Source organism: Nocardioides sp. CCNWLW216 (assembly GCF_037120545.1).
Classification (GTDB): domain Bacteria; phylum Actinomycetota; class Actinomycetes; order Propionibacteriales; family Nocardioidaceae; genus Nocardioides; species Nocardioides lianchengensis.
The window spans coordinates 46,733-61,505 of record NZ_JBBBBJ010000015.1 but is presented as its reverse complement, the minus strand read 5'-3'; the positions used below and the strand labels follow the sequence as shown (position 1 = coordinate 61,505).

Sequence of the window (14,773 nt, the reverse complement as noted above, 5' to 3'; positions counted from 1 at the left end):
TGACCCGCGTCGTGATGCGCGGCACTCCGCCCAGATAGACGCTGGGTCGAACGATCAGCAAGCACGGATCGAGCACTGCGCGTAGTGCACTCGCCTGATCGCGCATGAGCAAAAGCGTGATCAAGCCCCTCGGCGCCTGGCTGCGACTCGTATGGCAGTCACGAAGGGCTCGTCCTCGGCCTGTACGTCCCTCGCGAGCTCGGAGAACGGCCTCATCGACTCGTGGTCCTGCCCATTGAGTTCCATCCACGCCGTCCACGCGTCGTGGACGTCGCCGGCCGTCACCTGGTCACCCTTGACGTTCATGAGTACGGCGTACAGGAGGAAGAGATCATCAGCGTCGTCGGGTACTTCCGTCCCATCCGGGACGGAGGCCCGCACTCTCATCGCGTCGTCAGCCAGGTAGCTCATTGGTTCGAAAGGTACACGGCCAGGATCAGGTTCATCGCCACAAAGAACCACGGGACCACCCGTTCGATGGTTCCAAGCTCCGCATACCGTGGTCGCCAACGCGAGACGGGATCCTGCTTGAGCGATTCCCATTCTGCAGAGAAGACAGCGACGGGCAACCGCTTCTCTAGATTGTTGATGACGTCGAACTTGGCACGATTCAGATCGCGATAGCTGCGAAGCTGGAGGAACCAAGTCACGCCAGTTGCAGCACCGACGAGACAGATGGCAATCACGATGCCCCTACTTGGCTCGGTCGGCAAGGACGTCACGAAGCCCAAGATCGCAAGACCGGCCGTCTGCAGACCCAGGTAGAAGGTGTTCGCCGTGCTCCGCCGAGCGGAGACGCGATCAGCCATCTCGACAGCCATCTTGTACAGATCCAGAACCTGGCTGGCCTCGACCGCGCCGTCTGAGGCCGTGTTGATCATCGCGAGCCCGCGATCAGCAACTTGAGGTTCGGCCAAGTCCAGTCGTACACCTTGTCGCTGGTGAGGGCGGAGGTAGGGCGCTGGTTTATGCCGCTTGCACGACCAGACAGGAGGAAGTACGGGATCGATTCATCCCGGGCGAGCGTCAGCTCAGCGGCGACTCCGGCGGCCGAGCGTGTGTGATGACCGCAGATGATCGCGACCGTGTCGCTGGCGCGGATGCGGCGTCGGGCCTCCTCCTTCCAGCCCGTTGAAGCGACCTTGATGGACCAGTCAGCGATGACGAAGGGCGAACCAGAGTTCTTGGCCTGCCCCACCAACAGGGTCTTGAGGTCGCTGTCGTGGTCGTAGTCGAAGCTGATGAAGACTCGTGTCGCAGCCATGTGTTCTCCCCGTCAGTGGTTGTCGTCGAGCACAGAATGCCAACAGTCACCGACAGTCCGGCGTGAATACGATGAACTGCGGAGTATCAGGCCAGCAGCGGCCGGGTTCTTTCCGTATGACTGGATCCGATCGAGCGCCGAGGGCGGCCGTTGCGACACGGTCCGCCTCTGCTGCGCCGTGACGGCTGCACCAAGGCATTGAGAAGCTGTCCGCAAACGCGTACACCTCGGCCTCACGCTCGCTGGATGTACTGGAGTCCAGCACTTAGTGCTCAGCAGTGTTCCCATCGCCGGGACCTAATCAAAGTCTGTTCCCGTCAGCCCCCGCGACTGAGTCCGCATCCACCGACAAGAAGTCCAGATCCCACGTCGATCCGGAGCCACTACGCGCCGCAGACCTACAACACCCTATGGTGCGCAGCATGAAAACGACTCTTCGCGAATGGGCCGTGGCAACAGACTGGGGCAACGCGCCGTCCTGGGTGGCGGTATGTATCGCCGCCACCGTTGGGGCTTTCACTATCGTGGGCGTTCTGACGGCAAGAAACTCCTACCACGACAAAATCTGGCAAGATCAGGTCGCAGTAGCTCGCAAGGTATTTGCGATCACTGCGAGCCAGACTCAGGTGTCTAAGGGTTCAACTGTTCTTACGATAACCGTGACGAACGGTAGCGACGAACCCGTGGCTATTCGCTGCATTGGAGCGGTATTCGACGGTAGTATTCATCCAGTCACTCAAGACGAGGACATCCTGCCACCTGGTAAAACTGATTCGCACAAGTTGTCACTTAAAGGAGGCGACGCTGCGGGTGCGTTGCCTCCGTACGCCGTCCTTGAGTTCAGCGATTCGGCGAACCTCACCTGGCGTCGAATGGGATTGTCCGCACCGAAGCTTGCGCCGGAGCCGGATGTGCGGTGGGGTCGCTGGTGGGGCTTCTCAAAGAAGCCTCCACTGGCCGTTCGCAGGAGCGGTCTCTCTCGTCGAGGGCGCAGACGCCGCCTTGCCCGCAGTCGCGGCTAGATCGACGCACGACCGGGTTCGGTGCCGCGAATGGCAGGCCATGGCACTGCCGGCCGCGCGTTCGACAGGGGTGCGTCTTAGCGCCGCTTACGTCGCTGCCAGCCGGCCCCACTAGACCTTGAGCGCCCCGGGTGCCTCTCGGATCCAGTCGGCAATCTCGCCGCCGACTCCCTCGGTCAGTCTCGAGCCGCCTGGTGACCCCACTCGAGGGCGCTCTCACGGGATCGCGCGCGACCGCGAAGCGGGATGGTCGCCTGTGAGCGGTCCGTCGTACCGCGCTGGGCGGCCCGCCGGGCCCCGGCGACGACGTGCACGCGCTGCGTGAACACCACGAAGCGAGCCTCCTCCGGGAGGCTCCCCGCCGGCGTCACGTTCACCGCTAGCCACAACCCGTCCGGCTCGAAGCCGACGACGGCCTTCCCGGTACCGGCGCGGCCCTTGCTCACTGCGGACGAGGTGACATGGAGGTCGAACTCGACCGCCCGGGCGTGCGCACCGCGGGTCCTTCGCAGCAGCTGCATCGCCTCGACGAACGCCCGCGCCTCCGACGAGATGAGGCCGGCCGGGATCCACGGCGCCCGTGGGCCGGTGGCGTCTATCCCGGGTCGGACCTTGTCCCCGTTGACCCAGACATCTCCCCAGCTCATTGACGCATCCTCGCACCGGTCTCCGGCACGGTGTCCAGAGGAGGTGACGGTCGGTCGACTGCCGCGGATGAGGAATGTCGCAGGAGACGATGATCAGCATCGGCGGTTGCCCCGTGCTCATACCTCTCGACCACCCACGTCACGCGCGGGGCAACACAGTCGTACAGCTCGACACTCCCCTCAGACACTGAACGACATGAGAGCGAGTGTCACGATGATCCTGACCTTCGACGATTGACCAGGTGCACGATGTTCTTCCGCCGCAGGCGACACGATCCGCCACCACGCGTGGCGACGTACCGTCCGTCGCGCGCCAGCCAGCGGCAGGAGAACATGCGGCTCCGGTACACCGCGGTCCTGCCCTCGCTGCTGCTGATCGGCGGTGCCACCGCCGGGGTGCTGTCCGCCGACGACCGGCGCTACGCGCTGCTGGTGTACGGCGGGCTGTTCGCCGTGGCCGGCCTCATCGCCGCGCCGATCGTCGCGGTGCTGTCGGTCCGCAACCGGATGCTGTTCACCAACAGCTCCATCACCGTGACACCCGAGACCGTGACGCACGTCGACCGTCGGGGCAGGTCGACCACGTTCGACCGCAGCGACCCCGCCCTGACCGCGCTGCTGTCGTGGGTCGAGCCGACCGCGCCCCCGTACGGAGGAGTGTTTCCGCCGAAGACGCTGCAGCTGTTCATCGCGGACAGCACCCATCAGGTCCGCGTCGCCGGAAGTGACTGGGACACGGGCGACCTCAGGGCGGTGACGGAGGCCGCCAACGGTCACGTCGCCGACCACGTCAGCACGGCGCGGCAGGTGAACGAGGCGATACCGGGTGCGATGAGCTTCCGCGAGCGCCGTCCCTTGACGTTCGCGCTGGCGGTCGGCTTCGGCTCGGTTGCCGCCCTTCTCCTGGTGATCGTCCTGATCGCGCTCGTGCAGGGCTGACCGCGGCGTGGTCCCTGGTGGCCACGCCGGGCGCGCCTACACCGACAGCGTGCTGACGGTCTTGGTGATCTGCCCTGCCCTGTTCTCGAGGAACACCATCTGGCCGAACTCGACGTACGACCAACCCTCGGCGTCCTCCGTCAGGGCCTCCGAGGCGAAGATGGCGGCCGTGGCCTCGCCCACCTCGCACGCCTCGAAGTCGAAGGACGTGTCGTCGCTCGGAACGTGTCGCCCCGTCAGCAGGTACATCGGCTCCAGGACCATCGAGAGGGCGAAGTCGTCCGTGCCCGGAGCGGCCTCTCGCAGCTTCTTCCAGTCGCCCGCCGGGTTGGTCTCGCCCTGGTGGCCGAGACCGACGTTGACCCCGATGATCCGGTTCGGCGAGACCAGGGCCATCTTCAGCTTGGTCAGGCCGGGGAGGTCGAGGTCCTTCATCGCCTGGGCGATGTGGCGAACCATCTTCTCGAACGCGCTTCGGACGTCCTCGTCGCTGTTGCCGTCGAGCAGGGAGAGCAGGAGCACGTAGAGGAACTCCGTGTCCGTCGTGCCCCTCATCTGCTTCAGGTACCTGTCCTCGCAGTGCTGCAGCAGCTCCCGCTGCAGGAGCATCCAGTTCGGCAGCTCGCCGTTCTGGGCGACGATCCAGGGGGTCTCCTCGAAGGAGAAGGGGTGGCAGTTCTCGTCGACCAGGACGGTCGACGAGTTGTAGAGGGCCGCGCGCACGTGGCCGAGCATCGTGCTCGCACGCAGGCTCGGGATCATGCGCCCGGCGTTGTCGTCGTAGAAGGCGGCCATGGGCCGTCGGTAGATGAACGGGGCCTCAGGCTTCAGCAGGTGCTCGCTCCAGACCCCGAAGCCCCAGCCCGCCAGCTGCAGATCCGGGTAGTGCTCAGGGTCGAGGGCTTGGTTGACCAGGCTGTTCGACGGCGTGAGCAGCAGTTCTTCGAGCGGGATCTCGGGTCCGATGTAGGCGAGCACTCGGCACATGTACTTCCCTCACTGACGTCGGCGTCCCGGAGCGTCGCCACCCTACGGGCGGACCGGACGTCGTTGCGCCGCTCCTGCGCCCAGGAAGGTCCCGCGGGACTCGGGCGAGCCAGCCCTGATCACCGCGGACGCCCCGATAGCGTCCGGGGGTGTCCAGTCGCCGCCGATCCAGTGCCGGCCGCCGCGGCTCGTCACCGCGGAGGAGCGGGAAGGGACAGCAGCGCCCGTTGCCCGAGGCCGGGCCGGGCGAGCGGCTGTGGGTGATCGACGTCCCGTACGGAACCCAGGTCGACGGCGCCACCTGGCACCCGGCGGTCAAGACCCACCTGTACGTCGGCCAGACGCTGCCGGCGCACCTCGCGCCGTACGCGCCGGGGCCGTACACGCTGGGGCGGTTCGTCGAGAACACGCTCAACCCCGACGATCCGACGCCGGCCCCCGAGGCGACCGACGCGTTCGAGCCGCGGAGGATCCAGTTCGAGGCGGCGGACGCGATCGCGGAGCGGGCGGCGGCCGGCGGGCGGATGTTCCTGCTGGCCGACGAACCCGGGGTGGGCAAGACGATCTCCGCGGTCCTCGGCGCGATCGCGGTGGGCGACCTCCGCGGGGCGCACAAGGTGCTCGTCGTGGCCGACCGGCCGGCGGCGATCACCATCGGGCACTGGTGCCGGACGATCGCGGCGCTGGGCGACGGCGGGCTGGAGTGGGTGGTGATCACCTGGGACCGGCTGGAGAAGGTCGCGGACCACGACTGGGACGTGATCATCGCGGACGAGGCCCACGCGCTGCGTCGTACGACGACGAAGCGGTGGAAGCTGTGGGCCAAGGTCTCGGGGCACGGGCGGGCGCACGACCGGGCGCCATTCGTCATCGCGACGACCGCGACGCCGGGGCACACGCCGCTGGAGCTGCCCTACCTCGCGCCCGCCTACGCGCAGGTGCTCGGCGAGCCGATGAAGGAGTGGACCTCGGCGACGCAGCCCGGGCCCACGTTCACCGCGGCGCTCGAGCGGCACGGGGTCGGCGTGGAGCCGGGACGGTACGGCGCAAGCTGGACCACCGATCCGGCGCGCCGCGCGGCGGACCTGAAGCTGGTGCGCGGCTGGCTCGCCGACGAGCGGCCTCCGGCGATGCTGCACCGCGCCGCGCCGTGGGGGCCGGTGCCGATCTCCGGCATGCCGGTGGCGCTCACGCCGGCGGAGCGGGCGTCGTACGACGCCGAGTGGGGCGAGTTCTGCCGCGAGATGGACCTGGCACGGCGCGGCCGGAACGTCGCGAAGGGGCGGGCCGCGCTGCTGCGCTTCCGGCAGAAGGCCGGGCTGATCCGGGTCGACTCGACGGTCGCGTGGATCGCCCAGCAGGTCGAGTCTGAGCGGCAGGTGGCCTGCTCGGTCGAGTTCGTCAGCACCGCCGCCGACCCCATCGCGGACCGGCTGCGGGACTCCGGCCTCGACGTGGCCACGATCTATGGCCGCGACCGGTTCGACGCCGAGGCCGAGCGGCTCCGGTTCCAGACCGGGGAGGCGAAGGTCTGCGTCTTCACCACGGTCGCCTCGATCAGCCTGCACGCCGGCGAGACCCTCGCCGACGGCCGACAGGCGAGCACGCAGCCGCGGGTCGGCGTCTTCCACCAGGCGCGCTTCTCCGGCATCGCCGCACGGCAGGTGACCGGTCGCACCCACCGTGACCACCAGGTCTCGCCGTGGCACATCGCGTACGCCGAGGGCACCGTCGAGGAGCAGGTCGGCCGGGTGATGGTGGAGCGGATCGCCGCCGCGTCCGACACGGTGGGCAGCGACACCGCCGGGCTCGCCGACGTCGCCCATCTGCTCGGGGCCGACTGGCTGCCGGCCACCACGCTGACCGACGACGGCACCTGACGAGGAGCAGGCGTCAGGGGATCAGCACGACCGGCGGATCTCGACCTGCCGGCACCGATCCCGACCGGGGCCGCCGTCGGCACGGTCGCGGCTGCTCTCGCCGCCGATCAGGAGGTCGTCGCCGCCGCGACCGATCAGGACGTCGCGACCTCCGCCGCCGCTGAGGACGTCGTCCCGCGCGCTGCCGCGCAGGATGTCGCCGTAGTTGCTGCCGATCACCCGCTCGATGGACCGCAGCCGCCCCCGCCCGGCGCGGCTCCTGCCGGTGCCGGCCGCCAGGTCGACGACCGAGGGGTCCGAGCCCAGATGCAGCCGGTCGATGCCGGAGCCGCCGTCGACCGAACCCCGGCCGCAGACCTCCGGGCACGAGGGGTCGCCCTCGGCGACGACGCCGGGCAGGAGCATGACATCGGCTCCCGATCCGCCGTACGTGCGCACCCAGGTGTGCGTCGGCCGGAAGTTGTACTCGTAGTCCGAGGAGCCGGTGACGGTGTCGTTGCCGCTGCCGCCGCGGGCGAAGCCCTTGATGCTGATGTTCAGTACGTCGTCACCCGCCTCGCCCCAGATCCGCGAGATGTCCAGGTCGGCCTCGTCGTCACCGGCGCCCAGGCGCACCGATCCCCGGATCCCCTTGACCTCGTCGTCACCGGCTCCGGTCCGCACGTCGTCCAGGGCCTTCGTCCGGCCGTCCGGGTGATTGCCGGTGTCGTAGTAGTCGGCGCCGGACGAGCCGATGAACGTGTCCGCGTAGTAGCTGCCGCTGGCGGCGGTGATCCCCTCGAGCTCGTCCCGCCCGGCTCCGCCACCGGTCGCGACACCGGCGTCGAGACGGATGGTGACGGCGTCGGTGGCATCGCTGAAGTCGGCGATCGTCGCGTAGGCGGCGACGGTGTTGGGGATGCCGGGAACGCCGACGATCCGGTCGTCTCCCGCACCGCCCAGGAGGTAGGTGGAGTTGCCGGCCAGGTTCTCGTCGAGCGGGCCCACGGAGTCCACCAGGGTGTCGTCTCCTGCTCCACCGCTCGCCCGGGCGCTGGTGCCGGCGCGCGTGCAGATCAGGTCGTCGCCGCCCCGGCCGTCGACCTGGACCTGATACTCGCCCGCGGTGCTGATGACGTCCGGGCCGTCGGTGCCCGTCAGCTCCTGGTCGCGCTCGGTGGCCACGATGGTGGCGACCCGACCCTGGCACATCTCGACCGCCGCCGACGCCGGGGCGGCCGAACCCGTCGCGACCAGGCCCGCCGAGACGACGACGCCGGCCGTCGCGAGAGCCATGGCGGGCAGCGCGGATCGGGTACGGCGCGGGGTGGATCCGGTCACGGGGAAGGTCTTCATGCCAGGTCCGATGCACCCGGACGCCGATCGGTTCGCGACCCACCGTCAACCAGAGTCGGCTGGGCGCGCCGCCTAGTCTTCTGGCAACCCACGACGACCCTGAGGAGACCCATGCGCAGCGACCTGTTCGGCACCAACCTCGAGTCCACCAGCGGCGACCGGTTCGGGCTGCAGAACCCCCGGATGCTGCGGGTCGCGCTGGACGGCGAGGTGATGGCGCGACAGGGCGCGATGATCGCCTACCAGGGGCAGGTCGACTTCGCCTACCAGGGCTCCGGCGGCATGGGGAAGTTCCTGAAGAAGGCCCTGACCGGCGAGGGCGTGCCGCTGATGAAGGTGACCGGCCGCGGTGACGTCTTCTTCGCCGACGACGCGTCCGAGGTCCACCTGGTCAACCTCGACAACGACTCCCTCACGGTCAACGGCAAGAACGTCCTGGCCTTCGACAGCACGCTGGCCTGGGACATCAAGCGCGTCGAGGGCGCGTCGATGATGGCCGGCGGCGTCTTCAACACCACCTTCACCGGGACCGGCACCGTCGCCATCACCACCCACGGCGAGCCGGTCGTGCTCAACGTCGACGCCCCGACGTACGCCGACATCCAGTCCGCCGTGGCCTGGTCGTCCTCCCTCACCACGGCGGTCCGTCGTACGGCGGGGGCCGGCGCGCTCATCGGGCGCGGCTCCGGCGAGGCGTTCCAGCTCGCGTTCAGCGGGCAGGGGTTCGTCGTCGTCCAGGCCAGCGAGGGCCGGACGGTGCCGACGCACTCGCACTGAGCCCCGCCGAGGTCGGCGCGAACCGATCGCTCCGCCCGAGCATCAGACGGTGTGACCAGGTCGCCGACATCGGGAGAAGCCATGACCGTCCACCCCGCACGCACGCTCTTCGCAGGAGCGGCAGCCCTCGTCACCACGGGGCTCACCGTCGCGCTGCTGAGCGCACCGACACCAGGCGCTTACGCCGCCGTCCCGAGCTGCTCGGGACAGACCCCGACGCTGGTCGCGACCGAGGACGGCCAGCGGCTCGACGGTACGGCGGGTGCCGACGTGATCAGCACCGCGGGCTTCGACGGGGTCCGCGTGGACGCGAAGGGGGGCGACGACCTGATCTGCAGCACCGCGTTGACGAACTCGGCGGTCCTCGCCGGAGCGGGTCACGACACGATCATCGACGAGATCGGGCCGACCAGCGTCGACGGATACCTGAAGGAGACCTGGGTGCGCAGCGGTCCGGGCGACGACCGGATCGTCGGTGGTCCCGCTACGAAGACCCACGCTGCCTACCTCGAGTCGACGACCGGAGTGGTGGTCCGCCTCGACCTTGGCACCGTGGCGGAGGGCCCGGACATCGACACCCTGGTCGGCATCCATCACGTGCAGGGCAGCAATCACCGCGACCTCTTCGTCGGCTCGGCCGGCGACGACGTCTTCGACACGGGCTACTTCCCCAGGCGAGGCACGAAGAGGGACCGCGACGTGGTCCGGACCGGAGCGGGCGACGACACGGTGACGGGCCGGCACGCGCGGATCGAGCTCGGCCCGGGCGACGACGAGGCGGTGGTCGCGAGCGCGGACGTCTTCGGCGGCCCCGGCGACGACCGGATCAACCTCGAGACCGGCGGCGCCGCGCACGGCGGCGAGGGCGCCGACGTCCTGAGCAGCGGGAACGACTTCGACGAGGGCGGCGAGCGGCCGGTGGCGGTCCGCCTGCTGGGCGGACCAGGCCCCGATCGACTCCAGCCCGCGACGGCGTACACGGTCGAGCAGGAGCGCTGCCCGAAGGTCTGCGCCCGCTCGTTCCTCGACGGAGGCACGGGTCGCGACACCCTGGTCCTGGTCGAGAACCGGTCGCGGGTCGACCTCGCCGCTCGTCGCTACCGCGCAGCCGCGGCCCGGGCGCGCCTGCGGTCCCTGGAGAACGTCCTCGGCACCCCCACGGCCGAGGTCATCCGCGGCGATGGCCGGCGCAACGTGATCGAGGGCAAGGGCGGGAACGACGTCCTGGCCGGCCGCGGTGGGCGCGACGTGCTCCTCGGAGGACGGGGGCGCGACCGGGCCGACGGCGGACCCGGGCGCGACCGCTGCCAGGCGGAGCGGGTCAGGTCCTGCTGACCAGGGCCTCGGCCACCGACCTCGCGACGGCCGTCCCGTCCGCACCGACGCCGCGCAGCCCCAGGGCCAGGTGACCCGAGACAACGAGGACGAGCGCGTCGGCGAGCGCGGGCGCACCGGACCCGGCGAGCGGCTCGGCGAGCGCGGCCAGCCGGGCGCGCATCGAGTCGGAGTCCTGCTGGATCGCGGCGGCGAGGACGGCGGGCGGGTCGGCGTACTCGGCGGCGGTGCCGAGGAAGGCGCACCAGCGAGCGGCGTCGGGGCGCCGCTGGAACTCGTCGAGGGCGTCGAGGACGGCGAGCAGCCGGCCGCGGTCGTCGGTCGCGCGGGCGACACAGGCGTCCCAGACGGCGATCCACTCCCGGTGGCGGCGGTCGAGGGCGGCGGCGACCAGGCCCTCCTTGCTGCCGAAGGCGCGGTAGAGGGTGGCGGGCGAGACACCCGCGCGCTCGAGGATCGCGTCGACCGGGGTGGCCACGACGCCGCGGGTGAAGAGGAGCTCGTCGGCCGCGTCCAGGAGCTTGGTGCGGGTGCTGTCGCGGGTCGCCACCCCGTCAGCCTAGACTCGGCAAAGTGAAACGCCCGTTTTCGTTTGAGGTACGCCGAGGAACCGCGCTCATCGTGGTGGCCACGGGGCTGATCGCGAGCACCTACGGGCTGGTGCGACTGGCGTACGGGCTGTTCCTGCCGGACGTCCAGGAGTCGCTGGCCATGGGCGACGCGGTCGCGGGGCGGATCTCGTCGGGCGCCTCGGTCGCCTACTGCGTCGGCGCACTCTGCGGGCTGGCCGCGCCCCGGCACGCGCGGGCGCTGGTGGTGGCCGCGCTGGCGACCGCGTCGATCGGGTCGATCGGGATGGCGGTCGCGGGCGCCGTACCGCTCTTCGCCGCCTCGGCCGTCCTCGCCTCCAGCGGGGCCGGGCTCGCGTCGCCGGCGCTCGTGGTCGTCGTGGAGCGCAACGTCACCGAGGTACGGCGCGACCGCGCGCAGGCCGCCGTCAACGCCGGGACCGGTCCCGGGCTGGTCGCCGCCGGGGCGCTGGCGCTGGTCCTGCTCCCCCACTGGCGGGTCGGGCTCACGGTCAGCGCGGTCGTGACCGCGGCGGTCGGGGTCGGGGTCCTGCTGCTCGACCGGGGCGGCCCCGGCCGCGCGACGGCGGCGGGCGGGGCGTCGTACGGATGGGTGCGCGGGCTCGCGGTCCCGGCCGCGGCGGCGCTGCTGCTGGGGACGGGGTCGGCCGTGGTGTGGACCTACGGGCGGACGCTGCTGGTGGACCGCGGGGCCAGCGACGCGGCGTCGACGCTGGCCTGGATCGCCCTCGGTCTCGGCGGCACGCTCACGGTCGCGACGGCGCGCGCGCTCAGCGACCGGCGTCCGGAGGTGGCCTGGCTGGTCACCGCGATGGCGACCGCAGCCGCGACGGCCGCGCTCGGACTGGCGGCCGACCGGCTGGCGGTGGCGATCGTGGCGTGCACGGTGTTCGGGTGGGGGTTCGTGGCGGCGACGTCCGCGCTCATCGCCTGGGCCGGGCGGGTGGTGCCGGAGCGGGCGGGACCGGGTACCGCGCTGCTGTTCGTCACGCTCGTGCTCGGCCAGGCCGTCGGCTCCTCGGCCGCGGGCGCCGTGCTCGAGGCGAGGGGCACGACCGCCGCCTTCCTGCTCGCGGCCGCGGTCACGGGCGTCGCCGCCGCGGCCGGGATCAGGCGTCCAGGAGGGCGGTCAGGCCCTCGCCGCCGCGACCTGCGTCGACCAGCTCCTGCAGCCGCTCCACCACGGGACCGAGACCGCCGTCGCCGAGCGGCAGCAGCCGCTCACCGCGGAGGCTGCTGAGCAGCGCGAGGTGCTCGCGCAGGTCGGCGGGACCGCGCGGGAAGGTCCGCGTGCGGAGCTGGTCGATCACGGGCGCGACGTCGACCCGGACGTGGTCGAGCTGCGCGGCGAGGTCCGGGACCAGGCCGGCCGGGTCCACGCCCGCAGCGGCCAGCGCCCCGACCGCGCGGAGCAGTCCGAGCTGGGCGTCGTACCAGAGACCGAAGAGGACGAGGTCGAGCGTGGCCGCCGCCTGCGGCTGCTCGCCCACCCAGCACACGTCGCCGAGGAGGTCGAGGCGGCGCGGTGCTCGTCGTACGACGGCCGCGGGCCGCTGACCAGCAGGCTCCCGGCCCCGCTCGCGTAGGCGTCCGGCGACGACCGGACCCCGGCGCCGAGGAGGATCCCGCCGCGCTCGCGCACCCGCCGGTCGTTCATGGCCACCTGGGACGGGGTGCCGGTGGAGAGACCGACGACGACCGTGCCGGTCAGGTCGTCGAGAGCCCGAGCACGCCGCCGAGGGCAGCCTGATCGGTGACCGCGACCAGCACCAGCGCCGAGACATCGACGGCCTCGGCGGCCGAGACGGCCCGCCGGGCACCGGCACTCACGAGGGCGTGGGCGCGGTCCGGCGTGCGGTTCCAGGCGACGACGTCGTACCCGGCGCGCAGCAGGGCCGAGCCGGCCGCGGTGCCGATCGCGCCCGTCCCGAGGACGGCGGTGGTGGTCATGTCCTCGACGCTGGGAGCTCAACCTCGCTTGAGGTCAAGGGCGGACGCGGACGCGGACCTTCCGCACCGTCCTCTTGATGTTGACGCTCTCGGCGCCGGGGATCTCGACACGCAGCCGGTGCCGCCCCGGCGACAGCCCGGGGACGGTGAGTCGGACGCGGGACCCGACCGCCTGCTTCAGCGTGAGCAGCCGGTGCGGGCGGGCCTGGTCGTAGACCTTGACCCAGACGACGTGCGGCGCCACCGACCAGTGCGGCAGGCCACCGATCTGCACGCGCAGGCGCGGACCGGAGGCCCGGACGGACAGGCGCGGACGGAGCTGGGCGACCCGGACCACGGCGGTGGTGCTGCTGACTGCCGCTTCCTCGGAGTCGGGCTGGAAGACGACCTCGAGCGAGTTCCGTCCGGCCCCGAGCCAGGCCGGCAGCCGCAGGCCGGCCCGCCCGCCGACGACGGCGGCCGACGCCATCATGCCGCGCCCCTGCCTGATGAGGACCCTGCCGGCGCTCGCACCGGTGGTGCGGATGCTCAGGGCGGTCGGCGTCCCCCAGACCGCGGAGCGCACCTGCGTCGCGGCGACCGTGGTCGGCGCCAGGACCGGCGGAGCCTGCAGTTCGCCGACGGCGATCGCGGCCGCCGTGACCGTGGCCTCCAGGTCGTCGGGGCTGGTGAGGACCAGACCTCGGACGACGGTGAGCCCGGAGGCGTCGGTCTCCGTGACCGCGAGGCGGACGACGGTGCTCGTGCCCTCGAGTTCGTACGACGTGCCCGGGGCGATCGGTCCGGCGGGGACCGGGTGCCCGAGGACCGTCCCGCCCTCGGAGCGCACCACGACGCCGGTCGAGGTGGCCACGGTCTCGAGGTCCGCCAGCTCGACCTCGGCGTCGGTGTCGGGGAAGAGGTGGAGGTACCCCAGCGAGCTCGCGACCCGGGTCTGCGACAGGGAGACCTCGGCGTCCGTGGCCTCGACCCGCCCCTCGAGGTCGCCGACGTCGGTGACGGCCATCCCCTGGTCGGTCTCCGGCCCCCCGGACACGAGCGGCTCCGCGGCGAGCTCGACCGCGCCGGTGGCCTCGACGCCGAAGGCGTACCAGTCACCGGGCTCGACGACCACCCCAGCCGGCGACGGCACGGCGTACGCCGTTCCGCCGAGCAGCGCGATCGACAGCGCGCCGACCAGGATCCGGGTTGCTCGACTCACGATGAGACCTCCACGACACGTGACGTGTCCGGCACCGTAGTCCGTCGACCGCCCGCACGCGGTGCTTTCGCGACAACCTGGCCGAGCCGCGCGGGCGTCAGGACGCAGACCGGATCCCGCTGGCCCGCGGGGGCGTCGTACCCGAACGGACACAAGTCGTCCTTGCGCGCCGACCCTGAGCCTGGCGGGCGGCTCCCGCGGCCACTTGTGTCCGTCGGTGTACGACGCGGGTCAGGGCGCGAAGGCGCGACGGACGGTCTCGCGCAGGAAGGCGCGGCGCTGCTCGTGCACCCGGGTCGGCTCGTCGGCGGTGGCGGCGTACACGTTGCTGACCGGCGACCAGGCCATCGACATGGCGATCACCATGGCCATCACGTCGAAGGGATCGGCCGGGGCGACGGCGCCGGACTTCTGGGCGGAGGCGATGCCGTCGAGCTTGGCGCCCTCGCGCCGCTCGTTGTCCATGAGATGGCCGGCGGGGGTGCGCTCCAGGCGGGCCCAGGTGGCGAGGCGGATCAGCTGGGGGCGCTCGACGTACTCGTCGTAGAGGCGGACGGCCCAGTCGGCGAGGTCGTCGGGCGAGATCGGGACGATCTCCATGATGCTCTGCATCGAGGCCTCGAAGACGGCGTCGAAGAGCCGGTCCTTGCCGCCGAAGTAGGCGTAGAGCTGGGCCTTGTTGGTGCTGGCTGCGGCGGCGATCCGGTCGACGCGGGCGCCGGCGATGCCGTGCTGCGCGAACTCCTCGGTGGCCGCGGCCAGGATCCGCTGGCGGGTCGCCTCGCCCTTGCCCGTCATGGGTCGTAGGTTACGTTGGCCGGAAGTAACTAACCAGTTGGTTTTAGG

15 protein-coding genes are annotated in these 14,773 nt (G+C 71.2%); 5 read left to right on the top strand and 10 right to left on the bottom strand.

What is annotated here, in order from left to right; translation table 11 throughout:
• Positions 1-120 precede the first annotated feature (120 nt).
• From V7S47_RS24340 to V7S47_RS24325, 4 genes are all read right to left on the bottom strand, one after another.
• Entirely contained in the window at positions 121-411 is a 291-nt protein-coding gene (locus V7S47_RS24340; protein ID WP_336564025.1) for a DUF7701 domain-containing protein, read from the bottom strand.
• On the bottom strand, positions 408-881 hold the full coding sequence (locus V7S47_RS24335; RefSeq protein WP_336564024.1) for a RipA family octameric membrane protein: 474 nt from the start codon (positions 879-881) through the stop codon (positions 408-410). Before V7S47_RS24335 ends, V7S47_RS24340 begins: the two co-directional genes overlap by 4 nt.
• Positions 878-1,264 (bottom strand): hypothetical protein, encoded by a 387-nt coding sequence (locus V7S47_RS24330; protein ID WP_336564023.1) that lies wholly within the window; start codon positions 1,262-1,264, stop codon positions 878-880. Before V7S47_RS24330 ends, V7S47_RS24335 begins: the two co-directional genes overlap by 4 nt.
• Positions 1,265-2,462: 1,198 nt before the next feature.
• Positions 2,463-2,933, bottom strand: coding sequence for a hypothetical protein (locus V7S47_RS24325; protein ID WP_336564022.1), 471 nt, complete (start codon positions 2,931-2,933; stop codon positions 2,463-2,465).
• Positions 2,934-3,182: 249 nt separating this feature from the next.
• Between V7S47_RS24325 and V7S47_RS24320 the strand changes: the two genes are divergently transcribed.
• Positions 3,183-3,872, top strand: a complete 690-nt coding sequence (locus V7S47_RS24320) for a hypothetical protein (protein WP_336564020.1) — start codon at positions 3,183-3,185, stop codon at positions 3,870-3,872.
• A gap of 36 nt (positions 3,873-3,908) precedes the next feature.
• Here V7S47_RS24320 and V7S47_RS24315 read toward each other — a convergent pair whose 3' ends face one another.
• Positions 3,909-4,859: a class II glutamine amidotransferase gene (locus tag V7S47_RS24315; protein ID WP_336564019.1), complete on the bottom strand. Its 951-nt coding sequence runs from the start codon at positions 4,857-4,859 to the stop codon at positions 3,909-3,911.
• A gap of 227 nt (positions 4,860-5,086) precedes the next feature.
• On the opposite strand from V7S47_RS24315, the gene V7S47_RS24310 reads away from it, so the two are divergent.
• Positions 5,087-6,739 carry a helicase gene (locus V7S47_RS24310; RefSeq protein WP_336564018.1) on the top strand — a complete coding sequence of 551 codons (1,653 nt, stop codon included), beginning with the start codon at positions 5,087-5,089 and terminating at the stop codon, positions 6,737-6,739.
• Between the two features lie 21 nt (positions 6,740-6,760).
• On the opposite strand, the gene V7S47_RS24305 is transcribed toward V7S47_RS24310, so the two are convergent.
• Entirely contained in the window at positions 6,761-8,074 is a 1,314-nt protein-coding gene (locus tag V7S47_RS24305) for a hypothetical protein (RefSeq protein WP_336564017.1), read from the bottom strand.
• Positions 8,075-8,185: 111 nt separating this feature from the next.
• On the opposite strand from V7S47_RS24305, the gene V7S47_RS24300 reads away from it, so the two are divergent.
• Positions 8,186-8,851: an AIM24 family protein gene (locus tag V7S47_RS24300; RefSeq protein WP_336564016.1), complete on the top strand. Its 666-nt coding sequence runs from the start codon at positions 8,186-8,188 to the stop codon at positions 8,849-8,851.
• An 81-nt stretch (positions 8,852-8,932) separates the two neighbouring features.
• Positions 8,933-10,186: a calcium-binding protein gene (locus tag V7S47_RS24295; RefSeq protein WP_336564015.1), complete on the top strand. Its 1,254-nt coding sequence runs from the start codon at positions 8,933-8,935 to the stop codon at positions 10,184-10,186.
• Here the strand turns inward: V7S47_RS24295 and V7S47_RS24290 are convergent.
• Positions 10,173-10,736: a TetR/AcrR family transcriptional regulator gene (locus V7S47_RS24290; RefSeq protein ID WP_336564014.1), complete on the bottom strand. Its 564-nt coding sequence runs from the start codon at positions 10,734-10,736 to the stop codon at positions 10,173-10,175. The genes V7S47_RS24295 and V7S47_RS24290 overlap by 14 nt on opposite strands.
• Before the next feature lie 71 nt (positions 10,737-10,807).
• Here V7S47_RS24290 and V7S47_RS24285 point away from each other — a divergent pair, with 71 nt between their 5' ends.
• The gene (locus V7S47_RS24285) at positions 10,808-12,016 is read left to right on the top strand and encodes an MFS transporter (protein ID WP_336564013.1); all 1,209 of its coding nucleotides are present in this window, start codon (positions 10,808-10,810) and stop codon (positions 12,014-12,016) included.
• A 467-nt stretch (positions 12,017-12,483) separates the two neighbouring features.
• Here V7S47_RS24285 and V7S47_RS24280 read toward each other — a convergent pair whose 3' ends face one another.
• The 3 genes from V7S47_RS24280 to V7S47_RS24270 form a co-directional block, all read right to left on the bottom strand.
• A complete protein-coding gene (locus V7S47_RS24280; protein ID WP_336564012.1) occupies positions 12,484-12,726 on the bottom strand; it encodes an NAD(P)-binding domain-containing protein in 243 nt (80 codons plus the stop codon).
• 34 nt (positions 12,727-12,760) lie between these two features.
• On the bottom strand, positions 12,761-13,927 hold the full coding sequence (locus tag V7S47_RS24275; protein WP_336564010.1) for a hypothetical protein: 1,167 nt from the start codon (positions 13,925-13,927) through the stop codon (positions 12,761-12,763).
• 231 nt (positions 13,928-14,158) lie between these two features.
• Entirely contained in the window at positions 14,159-14,725 is a 567-nt protein-coding gene (locus V7S47_RS24270) for a TetR family transcriptional regulator (protein ID WP_336564008.1), read from the bottom strand.
• Positions 14,726-14,773 lie beyond the last annotated feature (48 nt).

Excerpts from the sequence above, each read along its gene's own strand:
- V7S47_RS24315 (WP_336564019.1), bottom strand. The coding sequence starts at position 4,859 with ATGTGCCGAGTGCTCGCCTACATCGGACCCGAGATCCCGCTCGAAGAA.
- V7S47_RS24325 (WP_336564022.1), bottom strand. The coding sequence starts at position 2,933 with ATGAGCTGGGGAGATGTCTGGGTCAACGGGGACAAGGTCCGACCCGGG.
- V7S47_RS24305 (WP_336564017.1), bottom strand. The coding sequence starts at position 8,074 with ATGAAGACCTTCCCCGTGACCGGATCCACCCCGCGCCGTACCCGATCC.
- V7S47_RS24295 (WP_336564015.1), top strand. The coding sequence starts at position 8,933 with ATGACCGTCCACCCCGCACGCACGCTCTTCGCAGGAGCGGCAGCCCTC.
- V7S47_RS24300 (WP_336564016.1), top strand. The coding sequence starts at position 8,186 with ATGCGCAGCGACCTGTTCGGCACCAACCTCGAGTCCACCAGCGGCGAC.
- V7S47_RS24340 (WP_336564025.1), bottom strand. The coding sequence starts at position 411 with ATGAGCTACCTGGCTGACGACGCGATGAGAGTGCGGGCCTCCGTCCCG.
- V7S47_RS24335 (WP_336564024.1), bottom strand. The coding sequence starts at position 881 with ATGATCAACACGGCCTCAGACGGCGCGGTCGAGGCCAGCCAGGTTCTG.
- V7S47_RS24270 (WP_336564008.1), bottom strand. The coding sequence starts at position 14,725 with ATGACGGGCAAGGGCGAGGCGACCCGCCAGCGGATCCTGGCCGCGGCC.
- V7S47_RS24320 (WP_336564020.1), top strand. The coding sequence starts at position 3,183 with ATGTTCTTCCGCCGCAGGCGACACGATCCGCCACCACGCGTGGCGACG.
- V7S47_RS24280 (WP_336564012.1), bottom strand. The coding sequence starts at position 12,726 with ATGACCACCACCGCCGTCCTCGGGACGGGCGCGATCGGCACCGCGGCC.
- V7S47_RS24330 (WP_336564023.1), bottom strand. The coding sequence starts at position 1,264 with ATGGCTGCGACACGAGTCTTCATCAGCTTCGACTACGACCACGACAGC.